Origin of the sequence: Streptococcus sp. 27098_8_73 (assembly GCF_041432495.1) — a bacterium.
GTDB lineage: Bacteria > Bacillota > Bacilli > Lactobacillales > Streptococcaceae > Streptococcus.
In genome coordinates this window covers 133968-156198 of record NZ_JAPVZT010000004.1, presented here as the reverse complement: position 1 = coordinate 156198, position 22231 = coordinate 133968, and the positions used below count along the sequence as shown (strand labels likewise).

Sequence of the window (22231 nt, the reverse complement as noted above, 5' to 3'; positions counted from 1 at the left end):
ATTAAATAAACTCGTTACTTAATAAGATTTCTTGGTTTGTCTTAAAGAGTTCTTCCGCACGCTCAGCGCCGTATTTTTTCGCGACAATCTGATAGGCCTTTTGCATATAAGGCGGTCTGTCATCAAGATTGTGCATATCGCTGGCAACGAAATGAACCAAGTCCCGTTCTAGAAAGAACTGAACACGCTTTTTCATAAATTTGTAACGATCACCAAAGAGCTTGGGTTTCAAAACATTTGAACTGTTGACCTGCATATAGCAGCCCATATTGATCAATTCGCTGACCCTATCTTCGTCGTTTTCCAGACAGTGATAGCGCTCGATATGGGCCACCACCGGAGTCATGCCGAGGCGGATAACATTGCCCAAGGCTGAGTGAATATCCTTATAGGGTGTATTCATACTAAACTCGATCAAGACATACTTGGTGTCGCCTAGACTGGGAAATGTCCCCTCTTCCAGCTTTTGCAAGATGTCACTAGTATAGTAAATCTCAGCTCCATATAGCACGGTCAAGTCGTCAGCAACTTGCTTGGCTAAGTCCTGCACTTGCTTGAAGTTTGCTGCAATCTTTTCCTCAGGTGTTTCAAACATGCCCTTTCGGCGATGAGAAGTAGAAATAATGGTACGAACGCCCTGACGATAGCTCTCTTCTAGCAGACGTCGGCTATCCTCCAGTGTCTTAGGACCGTCATCCACATCAAAAATGATATGCGAGTGAATATCAATCATGCTTTACTTCCCTTCCATCACTTCTTGGATCGCTGCTTTGGCCGCTGCCAAGCTATTTTGATCAATTTCCATCATGTAGAGATTGGCTTCTGGCATGGCATAAGAAGGCAGACCTGTATTTCCAGTTCCGGTCAAGGCCTGAGAAGTCACATTATAACTTCCACCTGACTCTAACTGAGTATTGATCAAATTCATCATCGTTTCCAAGCTCATATCGGTCTGGACAGAATCCTGCAATCCTGAAAGAATGGCGTTGTAATTCTTCAGTGCATCTGTCGAAGTCAGCTTTTTAATGACTGCCGCAATGACTTTTTCTTGGTTCTTACCGCGATCATTATCTCCACCATTTAGTGAATAACGCTCACGGACGAAGCCTAGGGCTTGGTCAGAGTTCAGATGGATCTTGCCTACAGGGAAATGGTAATTGCCGTGCAGGCTAGTAAACTCCTGATCGTTTTCAATATCAATTCCGCCCAGCAAGTCAATCAACTTGAGGAAGGAGGTGAAATTCAGGCGCACGTAATAATTCAAATCAATGCCGTAGAGGTTTTCCAAGGTGTGAACTGAAGCGTCTACGCCGTATATACCCGCGTGAGTCAGCTTATCTGGCTGATTGAGGCCACCGTCCGCAATTGGAACATAGGCATCCCGAGGCGTCGTCGTCAGTAAGACTTTCTTGGTCTTACGATTGACTGTCATGATAATATTGACATCCGAGCGTGACACAGAAGAAATCGGCCCATAAGTGTCAATACCGCTGACATAGATATTGAAGACTTCTGCATTTGGATCTTGCTTGCCGATAGCTGTATCAATCTTCTTGCTCATCTTGTGAGTGTAGATTTTTTTAATCTTAGAAGCATAGTCAGGGTCTTCTCCACGAATGGTATCTTCAAAGACACTATTCAAGACCATGGCCTTGGCTTCACCAGAAGTCAGTGACTTATAGGCAGCTAGATAAGAAGAAGCTGTATCCACTGTTAGCTCATGTCCTTGTGTTTGACTGATATTTTTCATCAGCGCTTGGACATTGTCTTGGTCATTGCCTGATGGCGCCAAGACATTTGTCAACTGCTTGAGGTCCTTAACATCACTATCTGCCGGCACCACGATACTCATCTCATACTCAGAGTAGTTGGAAGTAGAGTTGACACCTGCTGACAAGTCGACCAAACCTTTCACAGCATACATAGATACTGAACCCACAAGTAGAGCTAGTATCAGGAGGGCGCTAGTCGCCTTCCCTGCCTTTCCCTTTAAAATGAGGAAGCCTGATAGGACCGCTACTGCTAGGATGAGGACTGTTACTAAAACATTCACATAGCGAAAAGCTAGAAAATGATAGCGGAAAATTGTGAAAATCAAGAAAGCCGCTAACAAAGTATAGACACCCAAGAGGGTGCTGTTAACTATTTTTAATCGATCGCTTTTCTTTTTAGATTTTTTTGATCTCTGATACATTCACCTTACTACTTTCTGTGCGAAATTACTCTAGTCTATTATAGCATAAAAACATGGCTTTTTTAAGAATTTCTTAAGAATATTATATAATTGTAAAAAAATCCTATTTTTTTGTCAACGACTTCAACTTTGAAATCGAATTCAAGCCAAAACACAGAAAAATAAAGCGATACCAAGGCATTGACACTACCTTATTCTGGTAGATAAGATAGATCTCCGCTCATGAAATTCAGAGAGCTACTGGCATATAGTAAGCATATTTGAAAAATTGTAGACAAAATTGAACCAAAAGTCCTATTTTTATGCTGAAAGTTTTGCTCCAATCTAGACGATTATAACAAGCCATCTCGGTCCACTTGCTCATAAGCTTGCAAACCATCATTGAGCTTGTCCCAGATGACTACCTGTCCTGACTGAAGGGACTTCTGCACATCAATGATGCGTTGATTAGAGGAACCACGAAATTGTAGCATGAGATTTTTCTTCGTGATATCAAAACGGCCGTCCACCAAGATGTCAATCAGACTCAGCAGCTCCAGCTTGTCCTCCGTTTCCAGCATCATCTCCTCCCAGGTGTAGCCCGTCCAAGACCAGATATCCTTGTTCGGAAGCTCTCTCCGAATCCGCTTGACCAAGGGCAAGAGAATGCCTGTGTTGAGAAATGGCTCGCCGCCTAGAAGGGTCAGTCCCTGCACATAAGGCTCCGCCAAGTCTTTCATAATCTGCTCCTCCAGCTCTTGCGTATAAGGAATGCCAGCGTTGAAAGACCAAGTAGCCGCATTATAGCAGCCTTCACAGTGAAACATACAGCCACTGACATAGAGGGAGTTGCGGACACCTTCGCCATCCACAAAGTTAAAGGCCTTATAGTCAATGATTCGCCCTTTACTCAGCTCCTCACTTTTCCATTCTTGAGGTTTGGGATTGTTCATCTTCATCCTCCAAATCAATCCAATAACGCTGACTTCTGTCGATTGTATTTTCGTAAACACCGCCAGCAGAGAGAATGGTACGGCGGCTGGCTTCGTTGTCTTCATCGCAGGTAATCAGCACTCGTTCCAGTCCTTGCTTGCGAGCCTCTGCTAGCCCTAGCTCTAGCTGCAACTTGGCCAAGCCCTTTCTGCGTTTGCTGGGCCGGATAGAATAGCCAATATGCCCACCTTCCACAAATAATTTGTCATTCAAGGACAAGCGTAGGGCCAAAAAGCCCAGAGGCAAGCCGGTCGCATCAAAGGACAAAAATTGGATGGCAGGAATCCAGCCTGCTGGTAGATTTCCAGCGTCCTCTTGCCGCCCTACAATTCGCAACCAATCTTCATAATCCTTTGCTCGTTTCCAAGTGGAGCCCATGCCACCGTGCATGTAGGATTTTGCAGCATCAAACTCCGCAATCATCTCTAAAATTGCATCTTTATCTTCCAAAGTTGGTCGTCGTAACTTCATAAACTTCCCTCAATCTAAATCAATCCAATAGCGCTCTTTTCCAGCTCGAATATCCTCTAAAGCTCCGCCATTAGCCAGAATCACTGCCCGACTGGCAGCATTGTCACAATCACAAGTCACTAAAGCACGTTTGATATTTTTACCTTTAGCTACTTGCAAACCTTGCCGCAACTGCTCTTTGGCCAATCCTTTCCCACGCGCAGACGGACGGATACTATAGCCGATATGCCCGCCTTCTTGGAGCAAATGGTCATTGAGCCGCAAGCGCAGATTGAGAAAGCCCACTACCTGACCATCCGCAGCAAAAGAGATTAGTTGGACGTAAGGCACAAAACCTTGCGGCAAGCCTAGCCCTGCTTCAGCTAGCTGAATCGTCTCCAGCCAGTCCTCATAAACAAAATCCGCTCCGCCAAAGAAGCCGTCCTGTCGGCTACCAGCCGCTTCAAAGTCAGCCAGCATCTCTAAAATCTTTTCCTTGTCTTCTAGTTTCGGTCGTCTAAGCTCCATAGATCCTCCTGATACGAAGAGAGTGAGACCGCCTTGCGCCCCACTCTGACTTCTATTATTTCTTGTTTTTTTCTAAAAATTGCTGACGCAGTTTGGCCAATCGCTCTTTTTTGCCATTGCCTCCCCGCGAATATTTTTCATGGAAACGCTGCACCTGAGCCTTTCCTTTGTCATCCAATTGATACTTTCCCATCTTAATCTCCCTCATACTTAATAGTCGAGCCATTCATGTGCTTGACCCGAGCTGATATTTCCTTGTGGCGGCCATTGACCATTGGACGGGCTTGCGGATTTCCTAAGTAACCGCAGGTCCGCTTGACTACATCAACCGTCTTGGGATCGCTGTTGCCACAGTTTGGACAGGTGAAGCCCCGCTCGGTCGGCGTGAAATCCCCCTCAAAGTTACACTTGTAACAGCGGTCAATCGGCGTATTGGTTCCCAAATAGCCGACCCGGTCATAGGCATAGTCCCAGACAGCTTCCAGCGCCTTGGGATTTTGCTGAAGAACAGGGTATTCACAGTAGTGGATAAAGCCGCCTGAGGCTCCCACTTCAGGGTAAATCTTCTCAAAGTCCAGCTTTTCAAAGGGCGTTGGATTCTTGCGCACATCGTAGTGGAAGGAGTTCGTATAGTATTCCTTGTCAGTAATATCCGGAACGATGCCAAACTTCTCTGTATCCAAACGGCAGAAACGGTCGGTCAGGCTTTCAGATGGTGTCGAGTAAACAGAAAAATGATAGTCATACTGCTCGGACCACTCTTCCACCCGACGCTTCATATCTTTGACAATGGCAACTGTAAAGTCCTTAGCTTCTGGATTGGTCTCCCAATCACCTCCATAAAAGACTGCTGCCACTTCATACAGACCGATATAGCCTAGGGAAACCGTTGCACGACGGTGGGTAAAGAGTTGGTCTACCTGATCGTACTTGCCCAAGCGTTTGCCAAAAGCCCCATACTGATAGAGAATCGGTGCATTGGCTGGACTGGCTTCCTTGGTCCGCTCCACTCGGTAGACCAAAGCGTCCTCAGCAATATTCATACGCTCGTTAAAGATTTCCCAGAATTTATCTAAGTCCCCCTCGGATTCAAGCGCAATTCGCGGCAGATTGACAGTCACGACACCTAGATTCATACGGCCGGAGTTGACTTCCTGACCATTTTCATCCTTCCAGCCTTGTAGGAACGAACGGCAGCCCATTGGTACCTTGAACGATCCGGTCAAGTCGATAATCTTGTCATAGGAAAGGACATCTGGATACATGCGCTTAGTGGCACACTCCAGAGCCAGTTCTTTGATGTCATAGTTAGGCGTCCCTGGCTCGAGATTGAGCCCACGCTTAAGGGTAAAAATCAGCTTAGGGAAAATCGCTGTACGGTGCTCGCTTCCCAGTCCCTTGATACGGATATTGAGAATAGCCTTCTGAATTTCCCGCTCAAAACGATTGGTGCCCAGACCAAAGCCCAGCGAAGTAAAAGGAGTTTGACCGTTAGAGGTAAAGAGAGTATTGATCTCATACTCTAGCGACTGCATGGCATCGTAGATGTCCTTCTTGGTCTTCGCCCAGGCGTACTCTTCCCGCTTATCCGGCAAAACCCATTGCTCCGCATCCTTGAGGTGCTTTTGGTAATTAAGCTCAGCATAGGGCGCCAAGACTTCATCAATTCGGTCGGCCGAACAGCCACCATACTGGCTGGAAGCTACATTGGCAATGATTTGCGAGATTTGCGCTGTCGCAGTCTGAATAGACTTGGGACTCTCTACTTCTGCATTGCCAATCTTGAAGCCATTTTTCAACATGCCGTCAAAGTCAATCAGACAGCAGTTCGTCATTGGCGTATAAGGGCTGTAGTCCAAATCATGGTAGTGGATGTCCCCCTTCTGGTGGGCATTGGCCACATGAGGCGGCAGCATCTTAAGGCCGATGGATTTGCCGACAATCCCAGCCGTCAAATCCCGTTGGGTATTGAAAACATCGCTGTCCTTATTAGCATTCTCATTGACCACCGTACGATCTTTGTTGAGGAGCTTGTCAATGGTAAAGTTGATGTCTGTCGCTTTTGAGCGCTCAAAGTCCCGTTGGGTGCGGTAAGTGATGTAGTTCTCCGCAATGGCATATTCCTTGGCATTCAAAAGTTCATGCTCAACGATGTTCTGAATCTCATAGATTTTGACATACTTAGCGAAGCGACTGCTGATTTCTGCCACAACACGGTCTGTGATGGTTTCGAGCTTAGCTTCCAGCATAGGCGTCATGGGACCAAGGTCCTGAGCCGCTCGTACCATAGCCTTATAGATCTTAGTCACATCAAAAGCTACTCTCCGGCCGTCTCGCTTCTCAACGTAGATGGTGGGCGCTGTATCAAATTTTGCTTCTCTTAAAATCATCACAAACACTTCCTCTTCTCAATTAATCATCTACCAAACATTATATCACTCCAAAATGAAAAATCAATATGTTGTGTTAAAATTGTTATTTTTTTATTTTAAACACAACATATTGATTTGATTACTTGATTTGATAAAGCTTGAAGTGATTGAGTTTTAGGTTCACTTCTTCATAATCTTGAGAAATTTTCTTTTTCACATCCGAAAAGAGTTCCACATCTTTATTGACTAAGATAAACTTCGGACTCGCCTCGTTTAAAGCATTACGCAAGAAAATGCGATTTTCCTCCGTTCCTGTATAAAGCGACGGACTCAGTAGAGAAACAGCGGATAAACGCTGCGCTTTTTTATAGAGGCTAGCTGTATTGTCCCAAGCATAAATGCTATCCTTGCTAGTGCTGTTTTCACGAATATGTTGGGCAGCCAGATTTCTCTCTGCTGAAACTCCGTTGGATAGAATATACTCATTTACAAATGGATAAGCTACGAGATAAAGCATCGCAAGCAAAGGCAAAAAGAGTTGCTTGCCCAAGTAACGATTCCAGCCAGAAGTCTGGGTAGGCTTACGGTGGCGTCTTTCATGTCCATCCCTGTCTCCACCTGTATCCAGCCACAAGGCTAGTAACAGTAAAGCAAAAGGCAGAGTCGTCAACAATTGATAAGCGCCCTTCTCTGGCAGGCCTAGAACTCCAACAAAGCTGATAGGAAGGCCTAGTAGCCCAATAAAGCGCATGCCACGTGCAGCAGTTGGTTCTTCTTTGAAAGCAAAAGCCGTCATCAACGCTGTTGCAAAACCTAATCCTAGGAAAAGCAAACCATAATAGAGCAAATGATCGAATATATAGCTGCCATTAAGACGAAAAGCCTCTAGAACATAAGTAGCTTGGCTAATCGCTACACCAAAAGAACCATTCAAAACTGTATAGTAGCCCAGTGGATAAAAGACTAAAGAAAAACCTAATAGACCTGCCAGCAACTGATAAAAGCCACGCGCTTTTCGCTTGTCAGCGATATTGTACACAAGCAAAAACAGCGTCGTCAATGAGTAAAAGAGCAGGCTAAAAGCTGGCTCGATTAGAAAAGCCAAGGCTCCAACCATCCCAAAACGAATAAAGGACTCATCGCGTACACGCCCTTGTAAGTATTTCACAAGATGGTACAAACTCCGAAAGATAAATGGAAAAGCAAAAATAATAGAATAAGTTCCGCCAAATCCCAGTGTCAGCACAAACAAATAGAACAGAATTGTAATCTGGCGAGCTAGACCACTTCTAACCGTTATTTGTGAAATTGTCTGGAAGAGATATATTCCTGCCAAGGTCAAAGCCACTACTTGGAAAAGTAAAAACAATAGCTGACCCAAAAATAAATTCCCCAACCAGCTTACCAAGTAGTAGAGAAGACCGCTGGTTCCATATATATTTGCATAGGCAACTTCTCCCTGAGTCAAGGCCCAGCCAGCATATAGATTTTGTGATTGCAAATTGGTGGCTAAGTTGGTTAGTAGAGGATTGATGGCACTGGTCAAACTGACCAAGATACTCCAAAAAAATAGTTTTAAAGAAGGAACTGGCTCGATTATTTTCTCTAGCCGCCGTCTCTCACTCGTATTTTGCCAGGTTTCTGCGGACATAGATACTAAAATTTCCACGTTTTCCTGCTGATTTCTATCGTTCATAAAAGTTCTCCTTGATTTCCATACTCTATAGTATATCAAAAAGCACTCTTTCTGTCAGCCTTATCTTGGCCCCCTTTCTCCTCCTGTCTCTTCTTTGCCAAGCGCTCCAAATCGCGGAATCTTAGGTAAACTAGCCGCTCTTCTGGACAAGAAAGCCGATAAATTATTTTTGCTATTTCCATCTATAATCCTCCTTTGATTCGCTATCCCCTATTTACTATTCGTAAAATAAAGGCGAGCGTCCCAAGAAAGTGTCATTTATAGCTTCTTAAGCAAATCCTCTCAGCAAAAAACAGAAAAAAGGGGCTGGGACAAAAGTCCTAGCCTCTCAATTGTCTTTGGATTGTCAAGCAAGACGCAGGGGTTGAGTGGGCTCTACTACGCTGATTTCATCAGCTTTTACAGCCCTACTCAACTGTGCGGAGGTGGGACGACGAAATCGAATTCTAACGAATTACCGATTTCTGTCCCACTCTCTTTAAAGTAGCGGAGCAAATAATTGCATGATTTCCTTCAGTAAACGCTGGTACCAGCTATTCTGGAGGGTTTCAAAAGAAATTTCTTTGGAAACATCAAACAAATCTTCAAAATCCTGCTTAATATCCGCAATCGTTTCTGTCTGATACATAAGAACGGCATTTTCATAATGATGCACCAGACTACGGTAGTCAAAATTAATGGTTCCGACCACGGCTAACTCATCATCCGAAATAACGTTCTTACTGTGGATGAAACCAGGAGTGTACTCATAAATCTTAACACCAGCCTCCAACAAGTCTGGATAGGCACCACGAGTGACTATCTGAATCAGCTTCTTATCAGGAATAAATGGCGTCACAATACGAACATCCACCCCTCTCATGGCTGCATTTTTGATATCCTCTGTCAAATCATAGTCAATAATCAAATAAGGGGTCGTGATATAGACATAATCGATGGCTTGGTTGATGATATTCTGATAGACAGCCTTGCCCACCTGTTCCTTGTAAATCGGCTTGGGCCCGCTCCCGTAAGGGATGTAAAGCCCCTTACCTTCCACTCGCTGGCTATCAAAATGGTAACGGTCAAAGTCCGTAATTTCCCCGCGATTGATGTACCAATTCATTAGGAAAAGGCGTGTCAAAGCCTTTACTGCTCGCCCTTCCAGACGGACACCACCATCTTTCCAATGCCCGAAGCGTACGATATGGTTGATGTACTCGTCCGCCAGATTGATTCCGCCTGTATAGCCGACTTGCCCATCCACCACCAAAATCTTGCGGTGATCACGATTGTTATAGGCTACCGTCATCCGCGGAATCACCTTATTAAACTTATGGGCAGCAATTCCCATCTTGCGCAGCCTTTTCGTATAATCTCCCGAAAGGGTCGCCATACAGCCAATATCATCGTAGAGCAGCTTGACTTCAACTCCCTGCTGGACTTTATCTACTAAAATCTCAAGGACACGATTCCACATCAAACCTGGATCAATGATATAAAATTCAAGAAAAATGAATTTCTTGGCTAAGCGCAAATCATCCAGCATGGCCTCAAACATCTTTTCACCAAGGGAGAAATACTGCGAAGCCGTGCCATCGTAAACATCAGCATTGTGATCCATACTCAGCAAAGACTTGACAATACCAAAGGCTGATTTATTTTCCTGCTTGAGCTCGACTCGCAGGTCATAGCTGTTGTCCTCTCGAAACTTCATTGAGTCCATTTTTTCCAGCTGCTGAATTTCTTTTTTGGAAAGGCGCCGCTCACCAATCATCAGATAAAGCAAGAAGCCAAAAACGGGCACAACTGCAAACAAGAGCCAAGTCACCTTGCTTTCGGGAGGCATATTCCGATTGACAATCGCCAAGATAGTCCCAATATATAAAGAAACAATGACAAGGGCTGACAACCAATTAGGCACCAACTGATTAAAATAGAAAAAGGCCGCAAAAACAAGAAATAATTCCAGTAACATGATAATGATGCTGAAACCATACTTGGACATCAGCAAACGAAACTTGCCTAGATTCATCCTAATCCTCCCTCATCTCACATTGTATCTAGTATAACAATAATTAGCAGCAATTTCAAAATTTTTTCAAAGAAAATAGTCTCTAGTCCAAGATTAAAGAAAGCCCTAGCACTCCATTATCCAAACACACAAAAAGCTGGAGCATCTGTCCAGCCTTTTGTAGGATATTCCTTTTTGAAATTTATTGCTTGGTGAAGACGATTGTGTCGTCATCATCGTTTTTCTGCGATAAATCTTCCAGAGTCAATTGTTTTCCCTCTACTCGATAACGCTTAACGTCATCTCCAACGATCATGGTTTGATTGGTTGGATCAACTTGCACCTGTTCAATTTCCTGCTCACCGTCGCGTTCGACTTTAGTCAAGGTCCCTTTATTTCCAGAAACTTCTAGGGTTAAGGTATCGCCTTCATGAGTGGCCTTATAGGTCCCATCTAAGTCACTAGCTGCCGTTTGACTGGAGGTAGAAGCCTCTGAACTACTAGTATTTGAGCTACTGTTTGTATTGCTACTTGCCTTGCTATTTGATGACACTGTCTCAGATGACTGAGAAACAGAGGAACTCGCTTGAGATTGAGCAGCCTGATTAGATGGATTTTGACCAGAATTGCCACAAGCTACCAATACAAAAGCGGTCATAGCCGTGAGGGCTGAAAGAACTAATTTTTTTGAAACTTTCATTTTGTTTCTCCTTTCTTTGTTCCACTTCTATTTTACCAAACAGGGCTTTCTATGGTCAACTTATACACTCTGGAGGTAGGCTCGAACCTCTGCAATAAAATAAAGTGAGCCCGTTACAAAAAGAACTTGGTCGGCCGTCTGCTCTTGTTTGAAATTCTCAATAAAGGCTCTATAATTCGCCACATAATCAAAGTCCGCAGCTTCTGCCTGCCCCACAGATTCCCCGTAGTCAAAGCTGGTCACCGTGACCTGAACCTCCGGCAGAGCCTCCTGCAAATAGGCCAGCATACCGCTATAATCCTTGCGCTTTAAAGCTCCAAACAGCAGGCTGCATGTCTTGCCCTTCTGCCCCTTGATAAACTCGACCAAACGCACCAAAGCTGGCAAATTATGGGCACCATCCAGATAGATATTCGGGCTAATTTCCTCTAGCCGCCCCGCCCAATGGGTCTTTTGCAAAGATGAAGGAAGCAAAGAAAAATCAATTTCCCAGCCCATTTGTTTCATAAAAAGCAGAAGGGCCTGCAAAGCCAGCGCTGCATTTTCTTCTTGGTAAGCACCTTGTAATCCCAAGACCAAATGCGATAAAATCAGGTCTTTATTCTTAAAAGAACCATCAGAAAACGAAAAATTTCGCCCGTATTCATACAAATCCAAGTCCAAGCTTGCTGCCCGCTGCTCACAGACCTGACGAGCCTCCTCTGGCAAGGGACCGATGACTGCAGAACGACCTTTTTTGAAGATGCCAGCCTTCTGCTCCGCAATCGCTGTGAGGGTCTGCCCTAACGTTTCCTGATGATCCAAGCCCACCGATGTCACCACTGCAACTTGCCCATCCAAGACATTGGTCGTATCCAAAAGTCCGCCAATCCCCACTTCGATGAGAGCCAGATCAACCTGCTCCTCTCTGAAATAAAGAAAGGCCAGCAAGGTCAAGATTTCAAAATAGGATAGCTGGTCATGAGTCTTGACCAATTCTCTCTCCATCTCCTGAATCTGCCGCCCTAAGCGAACAAAATCAGCATCCGAAATCGGCAGACCATTGATACAAATGCGGTCATGGACGCTGACCATATGCGGAGATGTAAAGCTAGCTACCTTTTTTCCCTGATCGGCAAATAAATTCCGCATAAAAGCAATGGTAGATCCCTTGCCGTTCGTTCCCGTCACATGAATGACGGGGTAGGCCCCTTCAGGATTCCCCAGCAAATCTACCGCTCTCTGCATCCGCTCCAGACCTGAACGAAAGTTTAGGCCAATACGACCGTTCAACCATTTTTCAATTTCATTCATCATTTTCCTACATAAAAAGAGAAGCGAAGCGGACTTCAAATGTGAATCACCACTCGCTTCTCTCTTCTTTTCTATTCTTCGTAAAGAAACTAGCTGTGGCCAAGCCGTGATAAGTTCTCCAACTGGCTGGCTTCCTAATTTCTATGCTCAGGCTAAAAAGGTCCCCCGAACCTCCCTCGCTTTCTGGTTTCCAAGCTCGGGCTAAAAAGGTCTCCCAGACCTTTCTCGCTTTCAAGCTCGGGCTAAAAAGGTCCCCCGGACCTTTTTACTCCTCCATAAAGCTGTTGAAGACTTCTTCAATCATATCCCACTCTGCATCAGAATCTTCTGGGATTGGTTCCAATTCGCCTTCTGTTCCGTCTTCATTTTCTGTAAATGAGTAAGCTTGGATTTCAACTTCGCCGTTCTCATCTTCTTCAGCATTTACTGGTACTAAAAGTACGTAATTTTTTCCAAACTCTTCCTTACCATCAATGGTCAGAAGAATTTCAAATAAATTCTCGTTCCCTTGCTCATCTACCAAGGTAATCAATTCAGGCTGTGCCTGTTCGTGGTCATGATTATGATCGTGTGCCATAATGTTTCCTCAATTCTTTCTAAAAGTTTCTATCTAAATAATTTTGTAAAATTAGCTGAGCCGCCAATTTATCAATCACTTTTTTGCGCTTGCTGCGGCTGACATCCGCCTGTTCAATTAGCATGCGCTCAGCAGCCACCGTCGTCAGACGCTCGTCCTGATACTCGACCAGGATTTGGAAAAGCTGGCCAATCTTCTCGCCATAAGCCTTACTCGCTTCCACTCGTGGACCGCTGGTATTGTTCATATTTTTAGGGAGGCCAAGCACAAACTTGTCCACCTTATATTGCTCGACAAGCTCCGTCAAACGCTCAAAACCGAACTGCTCTTTCTCTTCATCAATCTGAATGATTTCAAGTCCCTGAGCGGTGAAGCCAAGCGGATCGCTAATTGCGACGCCCACTGTTTTCGAGCCGACATCTAGTCCCATAATTCTCATCAGAGGTCAATGCCTTGCCCTTTCAGATAATAACGCACCAGTTCCTCTACGATTTCATCGCGTTCGTATTTACGAATCTGATTTCGAGCATTATTATAACGAGGCACATAAGCAGGATCTCCACTCAGCACGTAACCTACGATTTGATTGATTGGATTGTAGCCCTTATCATTGAGTGACTTGTAGACATCGGTCAAAGTCTCGCTAATTTCTTTTTTGTTTGAATCATCAAGATTAAAACGTACAGTTTCGTCTGTAAATCCCACAATTACACCCTCTTTCTTTAAGAATACCATCATTATAGCATAATTACAGCAGTTTCACAAACTTAATCCATGTAAATTTTCTACTTTTTCGACATTTTTTCAACTATTTACCGTTCCTTCCCATCAAAAAACTAGCCCTTTTTCAAAGACTAGTTTTCATCAAAAATATTAGGACGGATTGCTAATTTCCTTACCCCCTTCATCTTGGAAGGACTTGATAAATTCTTCTGGAGTCTGAGACTTCATTTGGCTAAAGATTGGCCCATAGGTCGGTACTTTAGAAGCCGCATCATAATCAAGATTTGTCGGATCAATAATAAAATCAATATCAACAGTGCCTTTTTCAGTCACTTTAACATTCACTTGAATACCTTTTACTTGTTCAAGTTTATCCACTCCTGAACTTTGCTTGAAGCTCTTGCTCACCTCTTCTTGCAGAGAGGACAAGTCTTGACCAGCTAAGGCAGATTTAGCTTCTTCTGGCAAATTTTGTGAAATAGCAATATTAACTTTTTCATACTTCTTGCCCGCGTAGGTAACTGTCAAGGTCATCGTTTGATCGAGCCCTTGTACCTTTTGATTTAACTGATAAGACTTGGTAACCGATTTATCTTTTGCCTTGCTTTGGACAGACTGATTGCTACCAGCTTTTCCACTATGTGATTGTTGTCCACAGGCTGTCAACACCGCCAAACTAGCCATTAAAAGTACTACTGATTTTTTCATTTCTTTCTCCTTTTTGGTTTTCTATGATTGACAAGAAGCTTCCTTACTGTTGCTCCTCAGCCCCGTTCATCAATAAATTATTGATATATTCTTCAGGTGGCATCTTTGTCATTTCTTTTAGATTGCTATTTTTAAAATAATTTAAAGTGAGTGCCTTTTCAATATCCAAATTGTCAAAATCGTAAGTTGACGTGATTTTCAGTTCATTTTCATTAAGAATCTGAACGGTTCCGGTAAAACCAGCAACAGTTTTTGCCTGAGTATAGTCCGTATCCTTTTGCATTGATTCATCCAAGAGCCGTTGAGTCTCCTCCAGCCCCACTTCTTTAATCGCATTTTTGATACTATCATCCGTTGGAGTAATTCTCTCCATAATCACCTTGATAAAACGTTTCCCTTGATAAGTGATAATTTGACTAGATTGAATTCCTTGCTCATCTTTGGGGAAAACTAGTTTCTTGGTGATGACTTCCTGTTTTTCAGCCTGACTGATAATGGGAAGATTAGTTGTAATTTCCTCTTTTTTCCCCTTTGGCTTGTCCGCTTTCTTATGAGCGCAGCCAGTCAATATCACAGCTGCTAAGCCAAAAATTAGTAAAAATTTCTTCACGTTCTGTCCTCCTCAGAGATATTGTATCATAGTTTAACCGCTTGTCAATCATTTTTAGGTAATGAGACAGAAAAAGGCAGCCTAAAAGGCGCCTTTCTTTATCTAAATTATAGAGCTGCTCGTAAGCGAGCTTCTGTATTCTCAACATTGCGCACTGCACGAGGTAAGAAGGCACGGATATCATCTTCCTTGTAACCAACTTGGAGACGCTTGTCATCCACCAAAATCGGACTTTTCAGAATCCGCGGTGTTTCCATGATAATATCAATAACTTCGTTTACACTCAAATCTTCAATATCAACACCGAGTCCTTTTGCATAACGGTTTTTTGAAGATACAATGCTGGCAATGCCATTTTCAGTTTTTGCTAAAATATCAAGAATTTCTCCTTTGGTAATTCCTTCCTTACCAAGGTTTTGCTCCTTGTAAGTCAATTGATGGGCGTTTAGCCAGGTCTTTGCTTTTTTGCAGCTAGTACAACTTGAAACCGTATAAATTGTGATCATGCAAGTACTCCTTTCGCTACACGATACTACTATCGTAGTATATTATACCACAAAAACCATCGGTCTTGCAACCTATTTTGAAACATTATTCCTCAATGTCAAAGGCATCGTCTAGATCAAGAGTCACTTCTTCTAATTTTTCAAGAGGAGCTTCAGCCTTACCCTTCACTGCTTCTGCTGGCTCATCATCTTCAATCAAGCCGTAACGTACACGGACTTGGCGGTCGATTTCGTCAAAGACTTCTGGATGATCTGCCAAATATTTCTTCGCATTTTCAGATCCTTGACCGATTTTTTCATCATTGTAAGAATACCAAGCACCCGCTTTTTTGATGATATCCAAGTCAGTCGCAATCTTAATCAGCTCGCCTGTCTTAGAAATACCTTCTCCGTACATGATTTCCACAAAGGCTTCCTTGAATGGTGGAGCTACCTTGTTTTTAACGACCTTGATTTTAGTTTCCTTACCGACATTGGTATCCTTCGCATCACCCGTACCCTTGATTTGGGTATTGCCACGGACATCCAGACGAACAGAAGCGTAGAACTTCAAAGCACGTCCACCTGGTGTTGTTTCAGGATTTCCAAACATAACACCAACTTTTTCACGAAGTTGGTTGATAAAGATGGCAATCGTCTTGGTTTTGTTGATAGAAGCAGACAATTTGCGCATCGCCTGGCTCATCATCCGAGCCTGCAGACCAACGTGGCTGTCACCGATATCCCCATCGATTTCCGCACGAGGTACCAGAGCTGCAACTGAGTCGATAACGACCAAATCAACTGCACCAGAGTCAATCAATTTTCCTGCAATTTCAAGACCTTGCTCCCCTGAGTCTGGTTGTGACAGCAGCAATTCATCAATGTTTACGCCCAAAGCTGCAGCATAGGATGGATCCAAAGCGTGCTCCGCATCGATAAAGGCTGCGATGCCGCCTTCTTTTTGAGCTTGAGCCACTGCGTGAAGAGCAACGGTTGTCTTACCGGAAGACTCTGGACCGTAAATCTCAATAATCCGCCCCTTAGGATAACCACCCGCACCAAGGGCGATATCCAAAGCCAGAGAGCCTGAACTCATGACTTGAACCTTTTGCTCCGCTCGCTCGCCCAGACGCATAATAGCTCCCTTACCGAAGTCTTTTTCAATATTCTTCAGAGCGTTATCCAAAGCTTTTTGGCGTTCATCTCCAAATTTCTTTGTGATTTCATCCAAATTTTTCTGTTTTTTTGCCATTTATTTCTCCTATTTTTTTCTAAAATGTCTTTTGGCCATCTGTTTATTATACCAAAAATCAGTTCTTTAATAAAGTTTTTCGTACGAGGTTGAAGGCATGCATAACAGCAATCTTACGCACATCCCGTCGGCTACGACCAGCAATATTGGCCTCAATAATTTCCGTTCCTGATTCACTCGCTAAGCCGATAAAAACTGTCCCAGCTGGATGGCCTTCCAGTGAATCTGGACCTGCCACACCTGTCAGACTGACAGCCAAGTCACTCTGAGTCAACTTTCTAGCCTGCTCTGCCATTTTCCCAGCCGTAAAAGCTGAAACGACACCATGCTTCTCCAGCTCTCCCAGTGGAATATCCAGCATCCGGCTCTTTTCTTCCATGCTATAGGTGACAAAGCCACCTGAAAAAATAGCGGAAGCTCCAGCAAAATCAGCCAAGGTCGCTTGAAAGAGGCCTGCTGTCAAACTCTCCGCCGCCGAAATCGTCTTCGTTTGACTCTTGAGCAAGTCAAAAGCCACCTGTGCCAAGGAATTGTCATCCCCGTAACCATAGAAAATCTCAGACAAAGTCTGTCCCTCAAAAGTCTGATAGGCCAAAATAGACTTTTCCACAGCCTCAAACTTAGTATCCGCTTCTGCCTGACTCAATGCCTTGGTGGACAGTCGCAAGGTCACTTCGCCCGTCTTTGCATAAGGTGCAATGGTCGGATCACTTTGTTGATCAATCATTTCAGCCAAAATAGTCACCAGCTGACTCTCGCCAATTCCGAAGAAGCGCAGCACCCGTGAATACAGTTTTTGACCTGTGGATAAGAGGGGAACCAGCTCGTTATTGACCATAGGTTTGAGCTCGCTAGGCGGGCCAGGCAGGACTACATAGGTCACTCCGTCTGCTTCTAACAATCCTCCGACAGCTAAGCCAGTCGCATTTGGTAGCGGAGTCGAGCCTGTAACCAGCTGGGCCTGACGCTCATTGTTGGGCGTTCGGGCATAGTCTGGTCGGCTAGCAAAAAAACGATCCAACTTTTCCACAGCCGCTGGGTCGAAGCTCAACTCTCGGCCTACAAACTTAGCCAAGGTCTGCTTGGTCAAATCATCCTCTGTTGGCCCCAAGCCTCCTGTCAGGATAATTAAATCACTGCGCTCTTTGGCAATTTCTAGGACAGAGAGGAGACGGTTTTCATTGTCCCCTACTGCTGTCTGAAAATAGACATCAACTCCCAGACTCGCCAGTTTTTCAGATAAAAATTGGGCATTGGTATTGACAATCTGACCCGTCAGAATCTCGGTGCCCACAGCAATAATTTCTGCTTTCATAGAACCTCCTACCTTACTATTCGGAATTGGCTTTATTTTATCACAAAAAAGAGTAAAAAAGTTGATTTTCTTTTCAGGAAATAAAAAGAGCTGTCAACTTGATTGACAAAGTTGTCAACATCCTGTGGATAACTTTTAAAAATCTGTTTGTTATGGAGAATAACTGGATTGTTAGGCAGATACTATTGGCAAAGGAGACTTTTCTTTTTATAATAAACATGAAAAGGATGGAAAGAAAAATTATTTATGTTATTAGAAAGGGAATCATCATGAAAATTTCACAAGTTCTCAAAGACATTCGTCAACAAAATCAACTCACTCAGGAGGCTTTGGCGGAAAGACTCAAGGTTTCTCGCTCTGCCATTGCCCGCTGGGAAAGTGGAAAAGGAATCCCTGATATTAGCAATCTCATCGCTATCAGTCGGGAGTTTGATCTCAGTCTAGATCAGCTCATCAAGGAGGATGAGCATTTGGAGAAAAAGGTTATCGAAGACAGCAAGGCCAAGAAATGGCACTATTTGGTCATTTTCTACCTCTTCTCCGCTTTGGTTGAAATTGCCATCTTTGCCTATTTACACCATATCTTTATGGCTGGCTTCCTCATTTCCACTCTCTTTATGCTTTTCTTCGAGCTGCGCATCTTTATCAAGGAAAAGATTTGGATGCAGAAGGAGGAGTAATAATATTCACACTCTACAGAAAAGGCTTAGACAACTATCTTGTCTAGGCCTTTTTTTCGTCATTCTTTAACTGACTTTCATAGCGGAGACGGATGGTTGGCTCTCCGCGAAGGCTCACTCCCTCCTTTTCCCACATCAGTGTCATCCCAATTTTTTCTAAAACTCCTTGACTAGCAAGATTGGGCTTAGTCGTGTGGGCAAGAAATATCTTTACCCCCGGCATGTTCTGAGCCAATTCTTTCAAGGCTAAGGCTGCTTCAGTTGCGTAACCTTTTCTGTGATAGTCAGCATTGACTGTATAGCCTATTTCCGCCGTTTCTTGTTCCGTATCTATTCGAAGAGAGATATTGCCAATTAATTTACCTTCAGATTTCAACTCGATACCGTAGCGGCCCAAAGGAGCACTTAAATTATATAAGACAAGGCTCTCTCGGCTCTCTTCTATGCTTTGGTGCTCTGGATAATCATATTTTAATAATTCTCCATCTGAAGTATATTCATGATAATCCAACAAATCATCCATAGTCATAGGACGTAAGAGGAGACGCTCCGTCTCCAAGATAGGATTCTCTGCCAAATATACTAAGGCTCTATTATCCATCCTTCATTTCCTTTCTGAATAATCTAAAAAATGACTAGAGCACAATATCTTCTTTTTATTGACTTAGCAGTCTACTGGCTTATTGAAAAAATTGTAATCACAAAAGCAATGATATTGTTGCAACAATGAAGGGCAATTGGATACCAGATATTTTTGTCCTTTCTCAGATACAAGAGCGAGAAAAGAAGACCTCCGTCAATATAGGAAATAGCTGTCACCCACTCTGATAAGGCCCAGCTGTGCATATGAAGAGTGGCAAATAGAATGGTTGTCAACACAATACCGAGCCAGTTAGAGAATTTTGCCAAGAAGGTACCTAAGAAAAAGCGGCGGAAGAAAAACTCTTCAACGAACGGCCCGATAAAGGAACCGAAAACCGAGATTAGAAAGGGATTTTTCAACAAGGCACCTTGAATACTGGCATCATTCTGCCCCTGCAATGGCAAGCCCAGACTCTGTTTAATCAGAACTGAAAGCTGGTTGCAGGCAATGGACAGGAGGAAAACAAAGAACATATACAAGGAGATCGTTTTTAGAAATTCCTTCTTCTTAGTCAGAATCAAGGCCAACTGCTCCTTTAATTCTTCCCGATAAGCTAAGATTCCCAAGATAAATAAAAGGAAATAAACTGGATAAATCAGCCAATTTATTCCAATCAACTGCAAGCCTCTACCTAGAAAGAAGATCGTATAGAGGGTGATAAAAATGAGGAGAAATTTTCTTGTTTTCATTGTTCTACTTCCAATCACAATTCTTTTCATGGTCATTGATAAGGCCAGCTGCTTCTAAGAATGAATAGACACAAACTGGACCGACAAATTTGAAGCCTTGCTTTTTCAGCGCCTTGGACATAGTTTCTGACAGCTCTGTCTTGGCTGGCGCTTCCTCGTAGTCCAAAATTTCATTGTCAATCGTTTTGAAATCTACAAAGGACCAGATATAGTCATTAAAAGAGCCAAACTGCTTTTGAACAGCCAAAAAAGCTTGGGCATTAGCCCTAGTTGCATAAATTTTCATCTTGTTACGGATGATGTCGGGATTGCCCAACAAATCATCCAGATCCGCATCCGTCATCTGAGCAATTTTCTGGGCATCATAGAAATGAAAAACTTCCCGAAAAGCCTGACGTTTATTCAGAATGGTCTCCCAAGAAAGTCCAGCCTGATAGGTCTCCATACAGAGCAATTCAAATAATTTCTGATCATCATGGAGGGGTTTGCCCCACTCCTCATCATGATAGGCCACATATAAAGGGTTGTTCATCTTTACCCAGCCGCAGCGTTTAGTCATATCTTCCTCCTACTTAACCAACATCTTAAGAGCTGACTTGATATAGTTTTCTGCAGTATCCGTCGTGCCTTCAAAGAATTTCTTGATTTTCTTAAGTTCCGCAGCTTTGTAGCCCAGAGCCAGCATGGCTTCCATGGCTTCTTCCAGCTCCTGATTATCCACAGTCTGGACGGGTGCCTTGCTTTCTGCTTGACCATCTGCCGCCACTACCTTGCCTTCTAAGTCCAGCACCATCTGCTGGGCCGTCTTCTTGCCAATCTTAGGAAACTTGGTCAGATAGGTGATATTTTTTTGCTCAATGGCTTGCACTAAGCCAGCATTATCATCCGCCGCAATAATAGCTAGGGCAGACACTGGGCCAATACCTGAGACTGAAATCAAGCTGAGAAAGAGCTGCTTCTCCTCCTCGGTCGCAAAACCGTACAGGAGCTCCGCGTCTTCTCTCACTACTTGGTGAACATAGACCTTGGCTTCCTGATGAAGTTGCCCTGAGTAAGCATAGGGGTTGGCCACATGAAGAATATAGCCTATAGAATTGACTTCCAACACAATGTACTTGGCTGTGATTTTACTGATGATTCCTTTAAAATATTCGTACATAATCTTCCTTCTTTTTGTATCATTTTGCCTATCTAGTATATCATATTTTCTGTCTGGAAACTGCAAACAGAAGTGCAACCATTGGTTGACAAAATGTACAGGAAACTGTATTCTCAAGATAAGGAAAAGCTGTTAGGATAGAGTTAGCAAAGAAAAGGAGGCCGTCACGATGAAACTCGCTGATAAATTATTTGAACTAAGAAAAGAAAAAGGCTGGTCACAAGAAAAACTAGCTGAACAAATCAATGTCTCTCGCCAGAGCATTTCCAAGTGGGAGTCCGGCCAAGCATTGCCAGAGCTGGAAAAAATTGTAGAACTGAGCAAGATTTTCCAGGTGACGACAGATTATCTGCTTTTAGAAGAAAGTGACAAACCGGAAATAAAACCCGTCCTCTCAGAAGACGAAAAAGACCGCTACTATAAGCAAGTGAAATCTTATGGCTTCTGGCATGTTTTGTATATTTTTGTATTAGCCTTGGCTATTTATCTCTTTTCCGCAGGTTCTATCTTTCCAGCAAAATTCACTGGCCTGGTCTGGTTGGCCTTCTTCCTCTTAGTCGCATCCGCAATGGCTATTAACAAAGCGCTAAAAATGAAGGAAAAGTATCTGGACAAGGTTATCGGATTTGATGATTCTAAAAAAGAAGATGCTAAAGATGAAACTAAAAACTGACAATCCCATACCTGTCAAAACTTGTATGAAAGAGCTGATTGGAGACTGGCTCTTCATCTCGGGCTACCTCATTGCTCTTTTTTTACTAGCTATGGGCTTTTACAATCTGGTTCTAGGGGGCATTCCTACATTCACTGAATCCCAGAGCCAGCTTCTGGCTTTTTCTACCTCAGTCCTGACCCTAACAGTTATCTTTGCTTGGCTAGACTTTGGCTAGACTATCGAAAAGGCAGTTTTGGCAAGCGCTGGGCAGGTTTACAGTTGGTTTACAAGCATAGGAGCTTTGCTCACAGCCTTTTGCGCTCTGCTATCAAGTTTTTCCCTTGGCAGCTGGGGCATCTGGGAGCTGTCCGTAGTGCTTATCAAGCAGATGCTCTGTCAATTTTCTTGTCAACTTCAGCAGGGATTCTCTTCTTAATCTTTCTGCTGATGGGACTGCTTCGCAAGGACAAACGCCATCCAGCTGATTTACTTGCTGAAACACAAGTTCAGCTCAAAAATTCAAAACAGCTCTAG

General features: G+C 43.6%; 26 protein-coding genes and 1 pseudogene. 3 read left to right on the top strand and 24 right to left on the bottom strand.

Features of this window, described 5'->3' with window-relative positions:
- Window position 1: 1 nt before the first annotated feature.
- The 20 genes from cps4B to O3651_RS04265 all read right to left on the bottom strand — a co-directional run bounded on the left by cps4B (window position 2) and on the right by O3651_RS04265 (window position 17871).
- A complete protein-coding gene (gene cps4B / locus O3651_RS04360; RefSeq protein WP_371609677.1) occupies window positions 2-733 on the bottom strand; it encodes a capsular polysaccharide biosynthesis protein Cps4B in 732 nt (243 codons plus the stop codon).
- Between the two features lie 3 nt (window positions 734-736).
- Window positions 737-2194, bottom strand: a complete 1458-nt coding sequence (locus O3651_RS04355; protein WP_371609676.1) for an LCP family protein — start codon at window positions 2192-2194, stop codon at window positions 737-739.
- A gap of 332 nt (window positions 2195-2526) precedes the next feature.
- Window positions 2527-3126, bottom strand: coding sequence for an anaerobic ribonucleoside-triphosphate reductase activating protein (nrdG, locus tag O3651_RS04350; RefSeq protein ID WP_148878204.1), 600 nt, complete (start codon window positions 3124-3126; stop codon window positions 2527-2529).
- Window positions 3092-3637: a GNAT family N-acetyltransferase gene (locus O3651_RS04345; protein WP_371609675.1), complete on the bottom strand. Its 546-nt coding sequence runs from the start codon at window positions 3635-3637 to the stop codon at window positions 3092-3094. The genes nrdG and O3651_RS04345 overlap by 35 nt, the downstream gene beginning before the upstream one ends.
- 9 nt (window positions 3638-3646) lie before the next feature.
- Window positions 3647-4144, bottom strand: a complete 498-nt coding sequence (locus tag O3651_RS04340) for a GNAT family N-acetyltransferase (protein ID WP_371609674.1) — start codon at window positions 4142-4144, stop codon at window positions 3647-3649.
- Between the two features lie 55 nt (window positions 4145-4199).
- Window positions 4200-4337, bottom strand: a complete 138-nt coding sequence (locus tag O3651_RS04335; protein ID WP_239191042.1) for a hypothetical protein — start codon at window positions 4335-4337, stop codon at window positions 4200-4202.
- Between the two features lies 1 nt (window position 4338).
- Complete coding sequence (gene nrdD / locus O3651_RS04330) at window positions 4339-6534, bottom strand: anaerobic ribonucleoside-triphosphate reductase (protein WP_371609698.1); 2196 nt, start codon at window positions 6532-6534, stop codon at window positions 4339-4341.
- Between the two features lie 121 nt (window positions 6535-6655).
- The gene (locus O3651_RS04325; RefSeq protein WP_371609673.1) at window positions 6656-8212 is read right to left on the bottom strand and encodes a heme transporter CcmD; all 1557 of its coding nucleotides are present in this window, start codon (window positions 8210-8212) and stop codon (window positions 6656-6658) included.
- Between the two features lie 35 nt (window positions 8213-8247).
- Complete coding sequence (locus O3651_RS04320) at window positions 8248-8394, bottom strand: hypothetical protein (protein ID WP_185761877.1); 147 nt, start codon at window positions 8392-8394, stop codon at window positions 8248-8250.
- Window positions 8395-8690: 296 nt separating this feature from the next.
- On the bottom strand, window positions 8691-10226 hold the full coding sequence (gene cls, locus O3651_RS04315; protein WP_371609672.1) for a cardiolipin synthase: 1536 nt from the start codon (window positions 10224-10226) through the stop codon (window positions 8691-8693).
- Between the two features lie 181 nt (window positions 10227-10407).
- A complete protein-coding gene (locus O3651_RS04310; RefSeq protein ID WP_371609671.1) occupies window positions 10408-10905 on the bottom strand; it encodes an SP_0198 family lipoprotein in 498 nt (165 codons plus the stop codon).
- Window positions 10906-10965: 60 nt separating this feature from the next.
- On the bottom strand, window positions 10966-12198 hold the full coding sequence (locus O3651_RS04305) for a folylpolyglutamate synthase/dihydrofolate synthase family protein (protein ID WP_371609697.1): 1233 nt from the start codon (window positions 12196-12198) through the stop codon (window positions 10966-10968).
- Between the two features lie 265 nt (window positions 12199-12463).
- Entirely contained in the window at window positions 12464-12775 is a 312-nt protein-coding gene (locus tag O3651_RS04300; protein WP_005591498.1) for a DUF1292 domain-containing protein, read from the bottom strand.
- 19 nt (window positions 12776-12794) lie between these two features.
- Window positions 12795-13214 (bottom strand): Holliday junction resolvase RuvX, encoded by a 420-nt coding sequence (ruvX, locus tag O3651_RS04295; protein WP_371609670.1) that lies wholly within the window; start codon window positions 13212-13214, stop codon window positions 12795-12797.
- Window positions 13214-13480, bottom strand: coding sequence for an IreB family regulatory phosphoprotein (locus O3651_RS04290; RefSeq protein ID WP_005592119.1), 267 nt, complete (start codon window positions 13478-13480; stop codon window positions 13214-13216). The genes ruvX and O3651_RS04290 overlap by 1 nt, the downstream gene beginning before the upstream one ends.
- A gap of 168 nt (window positions 13481-13648) precedes the next feature.
- Window positions 13649-14206 carry an SP0191 family lipoprotein gene (locus O3651_RS04285; protein WP_045500214.1) on the bottom strand — a complete coding sequence of 186 codons (558 nt, stop codon included), beginning with the start codon at window positions 14204-14206 and terminating at the stop codon, window positions 13649-13651.
- A gap of 43 nt (window positions 14207-14249) precedes the next feature.
- The gene (locus O3651_RS04280; protein ID WP_285874256.1) at window positions 14250-14816 is read right to left on the bottom strand and encodes an SP0191 family lipoprotein; all 567 of its coding nucleotides are present in this window, start codon (window positions 14814-14816) and stop codon (window positions 14250-14252) included.
- A gap of 107 nt (window positions 14817-14923) precedes the next feature.
- Window positions 14924-15322, bottom strand: coding sequence for a transcriptional regulator Spx (gene spx, locus O3651_RS04275; RefSeq protein ID WP_223368467.1), 399 nt, complete (start codon window positions 15320-15322; stop codon window positions 14924-14926).
- An 85-nt stretch (window positions 15323-15407) separates the two neighbouring features.
- Complete coding sequence (gene recA / locus O3651_RS04270) at window positions 15408-16556, bottom strand: recombinase RecA (RefSeq protein ID WP_048763545.1); 1149 nt, start codon at window positions 16554-16556, stop codon at window positions 15408-15410.
- Window positions 16557-16614: 58 nt separating this feature from the next.
- Window positions 16615-17871, bottom strand: coding sequence for a competence/damage-inducible protein A (locus tag O3651_RS04265; RefSeq protein WP_371609669.1), 1257 nt, complete (start codon window positions 17869-17871; stop codon window positions 16615-16617).
- Window positions 17872-18140: 269 nt separating this feature from the next.
- Here O3651_RS04265 and O3651_RS04260 point away from each other — a divergent pair, with 269 nt between their 5' ends.
- On the top strand, window positions 18141-18551 hold the full coding sequence (locus O3651_RS04260) for a helix-turn-helix domain-containing protein (protein ID WP_223368469.1): 411 nt from the start codon (window positions 18141-18143) through the stop codon (window positions 18549-18551).
- Window positions 18552-18594: 43 nt separating this feature from the next.
- Here the strand turns inward: O3651_RS04260 and O3651_RS04255 are convergent, their stop codons facing one another.
- From O3651_RS04255 to ruvA, 4 genes are all read right to left on the bottom strand, one after another.
- Window positions 18595-19152 carry a GNAT family N-acetyltransferase gene (locus O3651_RS04255; RefSeq protein ID WP_223368470.1) on the bottom strand — a complete coding sequence of 186 codons (558 nt, stop codon included), beginning with the start codon at window positions 19150-19152 and terminating at the stop codon, window positions 18595-18597.
- Between the two features lie 71 nt (window positions 19153-19223).
- Window positions 19224-19883 (bottom strand): type II CAAX prenyl endopeptidase Rce1 family protein, encoded by a 660-nt coding sequence (locus O3651_RS04250; RefSeq protein WP_371609668.1) that lies wholly within the window; start codon window positions 19881-19883, stop codon window positions 19224-19226.
- A 4-nt stretch (window positions 19884-19887) separates the two neighbouring features.
- Window positions 19888-20442, bottom strand: a complete 555-nt coding sequence (locus O3651_RS04245) for a DNA-3-methyladenine glycosylase I (RefSeq protein ID WP_371609667.1) — start codon at window positions 20440-20442, stop codon at window positions 19888-19890.
- A 9-nt stretch (window positions 20443-20451) separates the two neighbouring features.
- Window positions 20452-21042 carry a Holliday junction branch migration protein RuvA gene (ruvA, locus tag O3651_RS04240; protein WP_371609666.1) on the bottom strand — a complete coding sequence of 197 codons (591 nt, stop codon included), beginning with the start codon at window positions 21040-21042 and terminating at the stop codon, window positions 20452-20454.
- Window positions 21043-21211: 169 nt separating this feature from the next.
- Here ruvA and O3651_RS04235 point away from each other — a divergent pair, with 169 nt between their 5' ends.
- A complete protein-coding gene (locus O3651_RS04235) occupies window positions 21212-21715 on the top strand; it encodes a helix-turn-helix domain-containing protein (RefSeq protein ID WP_371609665.1) in 504 nt (167 codons plus the stop codon).
- Window positions 21699-22231: pseudogene (locus O3651_RS04230) on the top strand (RDD family protein). The gene O3651_RS04235 and the pseudogene O3651_RS04230 overlap by 17 nt, the downstream one beginning before the upstream one ends.

Bases quoted from the DNA above. Each gene is read 5' to 3' on its own strand.
- O3651_RS04335 (WP_239191042.1), bottom strand. From the start codon at position 4,337: ATGGGAAAGTATCAATTGGATGACAAAGGAAAGGCTCAGGTGCAGCGT.
- O3651_RS04285 (WP_045500214.1), bottom strand. From the start codon at position 14,206: ATGAAAAAATCAGTAGTACTTTTAATGGCTAGTTTGGCGGTGTTGACA.
- O3651_RS04310 (WP_371609671.1), bottom strand. From the start codon at position 10,905: ATGAAAGTTTCAAAAAAATTAGTTCTTTCAGCCCTCACGGCTATGACC.
- O3651_RS04235 (WP_371609665.1), top strand. From the start codon at position 21,212: ATGAAACTCGCTGATAAATTATTTGAACTAAGAAAAGAAAAAGGCTGG.
- O3651_RS04255 (WP_223368470.1), bottom strand. From the start codon at position 19,152: ATGGATAATAGAGCCTTAGTATATTTGGCAGAGAATCCTATCTTGGAG.
- O3651_RS04345 (WP_371609675.1), bottom strand. From the start codon at position 3,637: ATGAAGTTACGACGACCAACTTTGGAAGATAAAGATGCAATTTTAGAG.
- O3651_RS04320 (WP_185761877.1), bottom strand. From the start codon at position 8,394: ATGGAAATAGCAAAAATAATTTATCGGCTTTCTTGTCCAGAAGAGCGG.
- O3651_RS04305 (WP_371609697.1), bottom strand. From the start codon at position 12,198: ATGAATGAAATTGAAAAATGGTTGAACGGTCGTATTGGCCTAAACTTT.
- nrdD (WP_371609698.1), bottom strand. From the start codon at position 6,534: ATGATTTTAAGAGAAGCAAAATTTGATACAGCGCCCACCATCTACGTT.
- O3651_RS04300 (WP_005591498.1), bottom strand. From the start codon at position 12,775: ATGGCACACGATCATAATCATGACCACGAACAGGCACAGCCTGAATTG.
- O3651_RS04355 (WP_371609676.1), bottom strand. From the start codon at position 2,194: ATGTATCAGAGATCAAAAAAATCTAAAAAGAAAAGCGATCGATTAAAA.
- spx (WP_223368467.1), bottom strand. From the start codon at position 15,322: ATGATCACAATTTATACGGTTTCAAGTTGTACTAGCTGCAAAAAAGCA.
- O3651_RS04325 (WP_371609673.1), bottom strand. From the start codon at position 8,212: ATGAACGATAGAAATCAGCAGGAAAACGTGGAAATTTTAGTATCTATG.
- nrdG (WP_148878204.1), bottom strand. From the start codon at position 3,126: ATGAACAATCCCAAACCTCAAGAATGGAAAAGTGAGGAGCTGAGTAAA.
- ruvA (WP_371609666.1), bottom strand. From the start codon at position 21,042: ATGTACGAATATTTTAAAGGAATCATCAGTAAAATCACAGCCAAGTAC.
- ruvX (WP_371609670.1), bottom strand. From the start codon at position 13,214: ATGAGAATTATGGGACTAGATGTCGGCTCGAAAACAGTGGGCGTCGCA.
- recA (WP_048763545.1), bottom strand. From the start codon at position 16,556: ATGGCAAAAAAACAGAAAAATTTGGATGAAATCACAAAGAAATTTGGA.
- cps4B (WP_371609677.1), bottom strand. From the start codon at position 733: ATGATTGATATTCACTCGCATATCATTTTTGATGTGGATGACGGTCCT.
- O3651_RS04245 (WP_371609667.1), bottom strand. From the start codon at position 20,442: ATGACTAAACGCTGCGGCTGGGTAAAGATGAACAACCCTTTATATGTG.
- O3651_RS04260 (WP_223368469.1), top strand. From the start codon at position 18,141: ATGAAAATTTCACAAGTTCTCAAAGACATTCGTCAACAAAATCAACTC.
- cls (WP_371609672.1), bottom strand. From the start codon at position 10,226: ATGAATCTAGGCAAGTTTCGTTTGCTGATGTCCAAGTATGGTTTCAGC.
- O3651_RS04340 (WP_371609674.1), bottom strand. From the start codon at position 4,144: ATGGAGCTTAGACGACCGAAACTAGAAGACAAGGAAAAGATTTTAGAG.
- O3651_RS04265 (WP_371609669.1), bottom strand. From the start codon at position 17,871: ATGAAAGCAGAAATTATTGCTGTGGGCACCGAGATTCTGACGGGTCAG.
- O3651_RS04250 (WP_371609668.1), bottom strand. From the start codon at position 19,883: ATGAAAACAAGAAAATTTCTCCTCATTTTTATCACCCTCTATACGATC.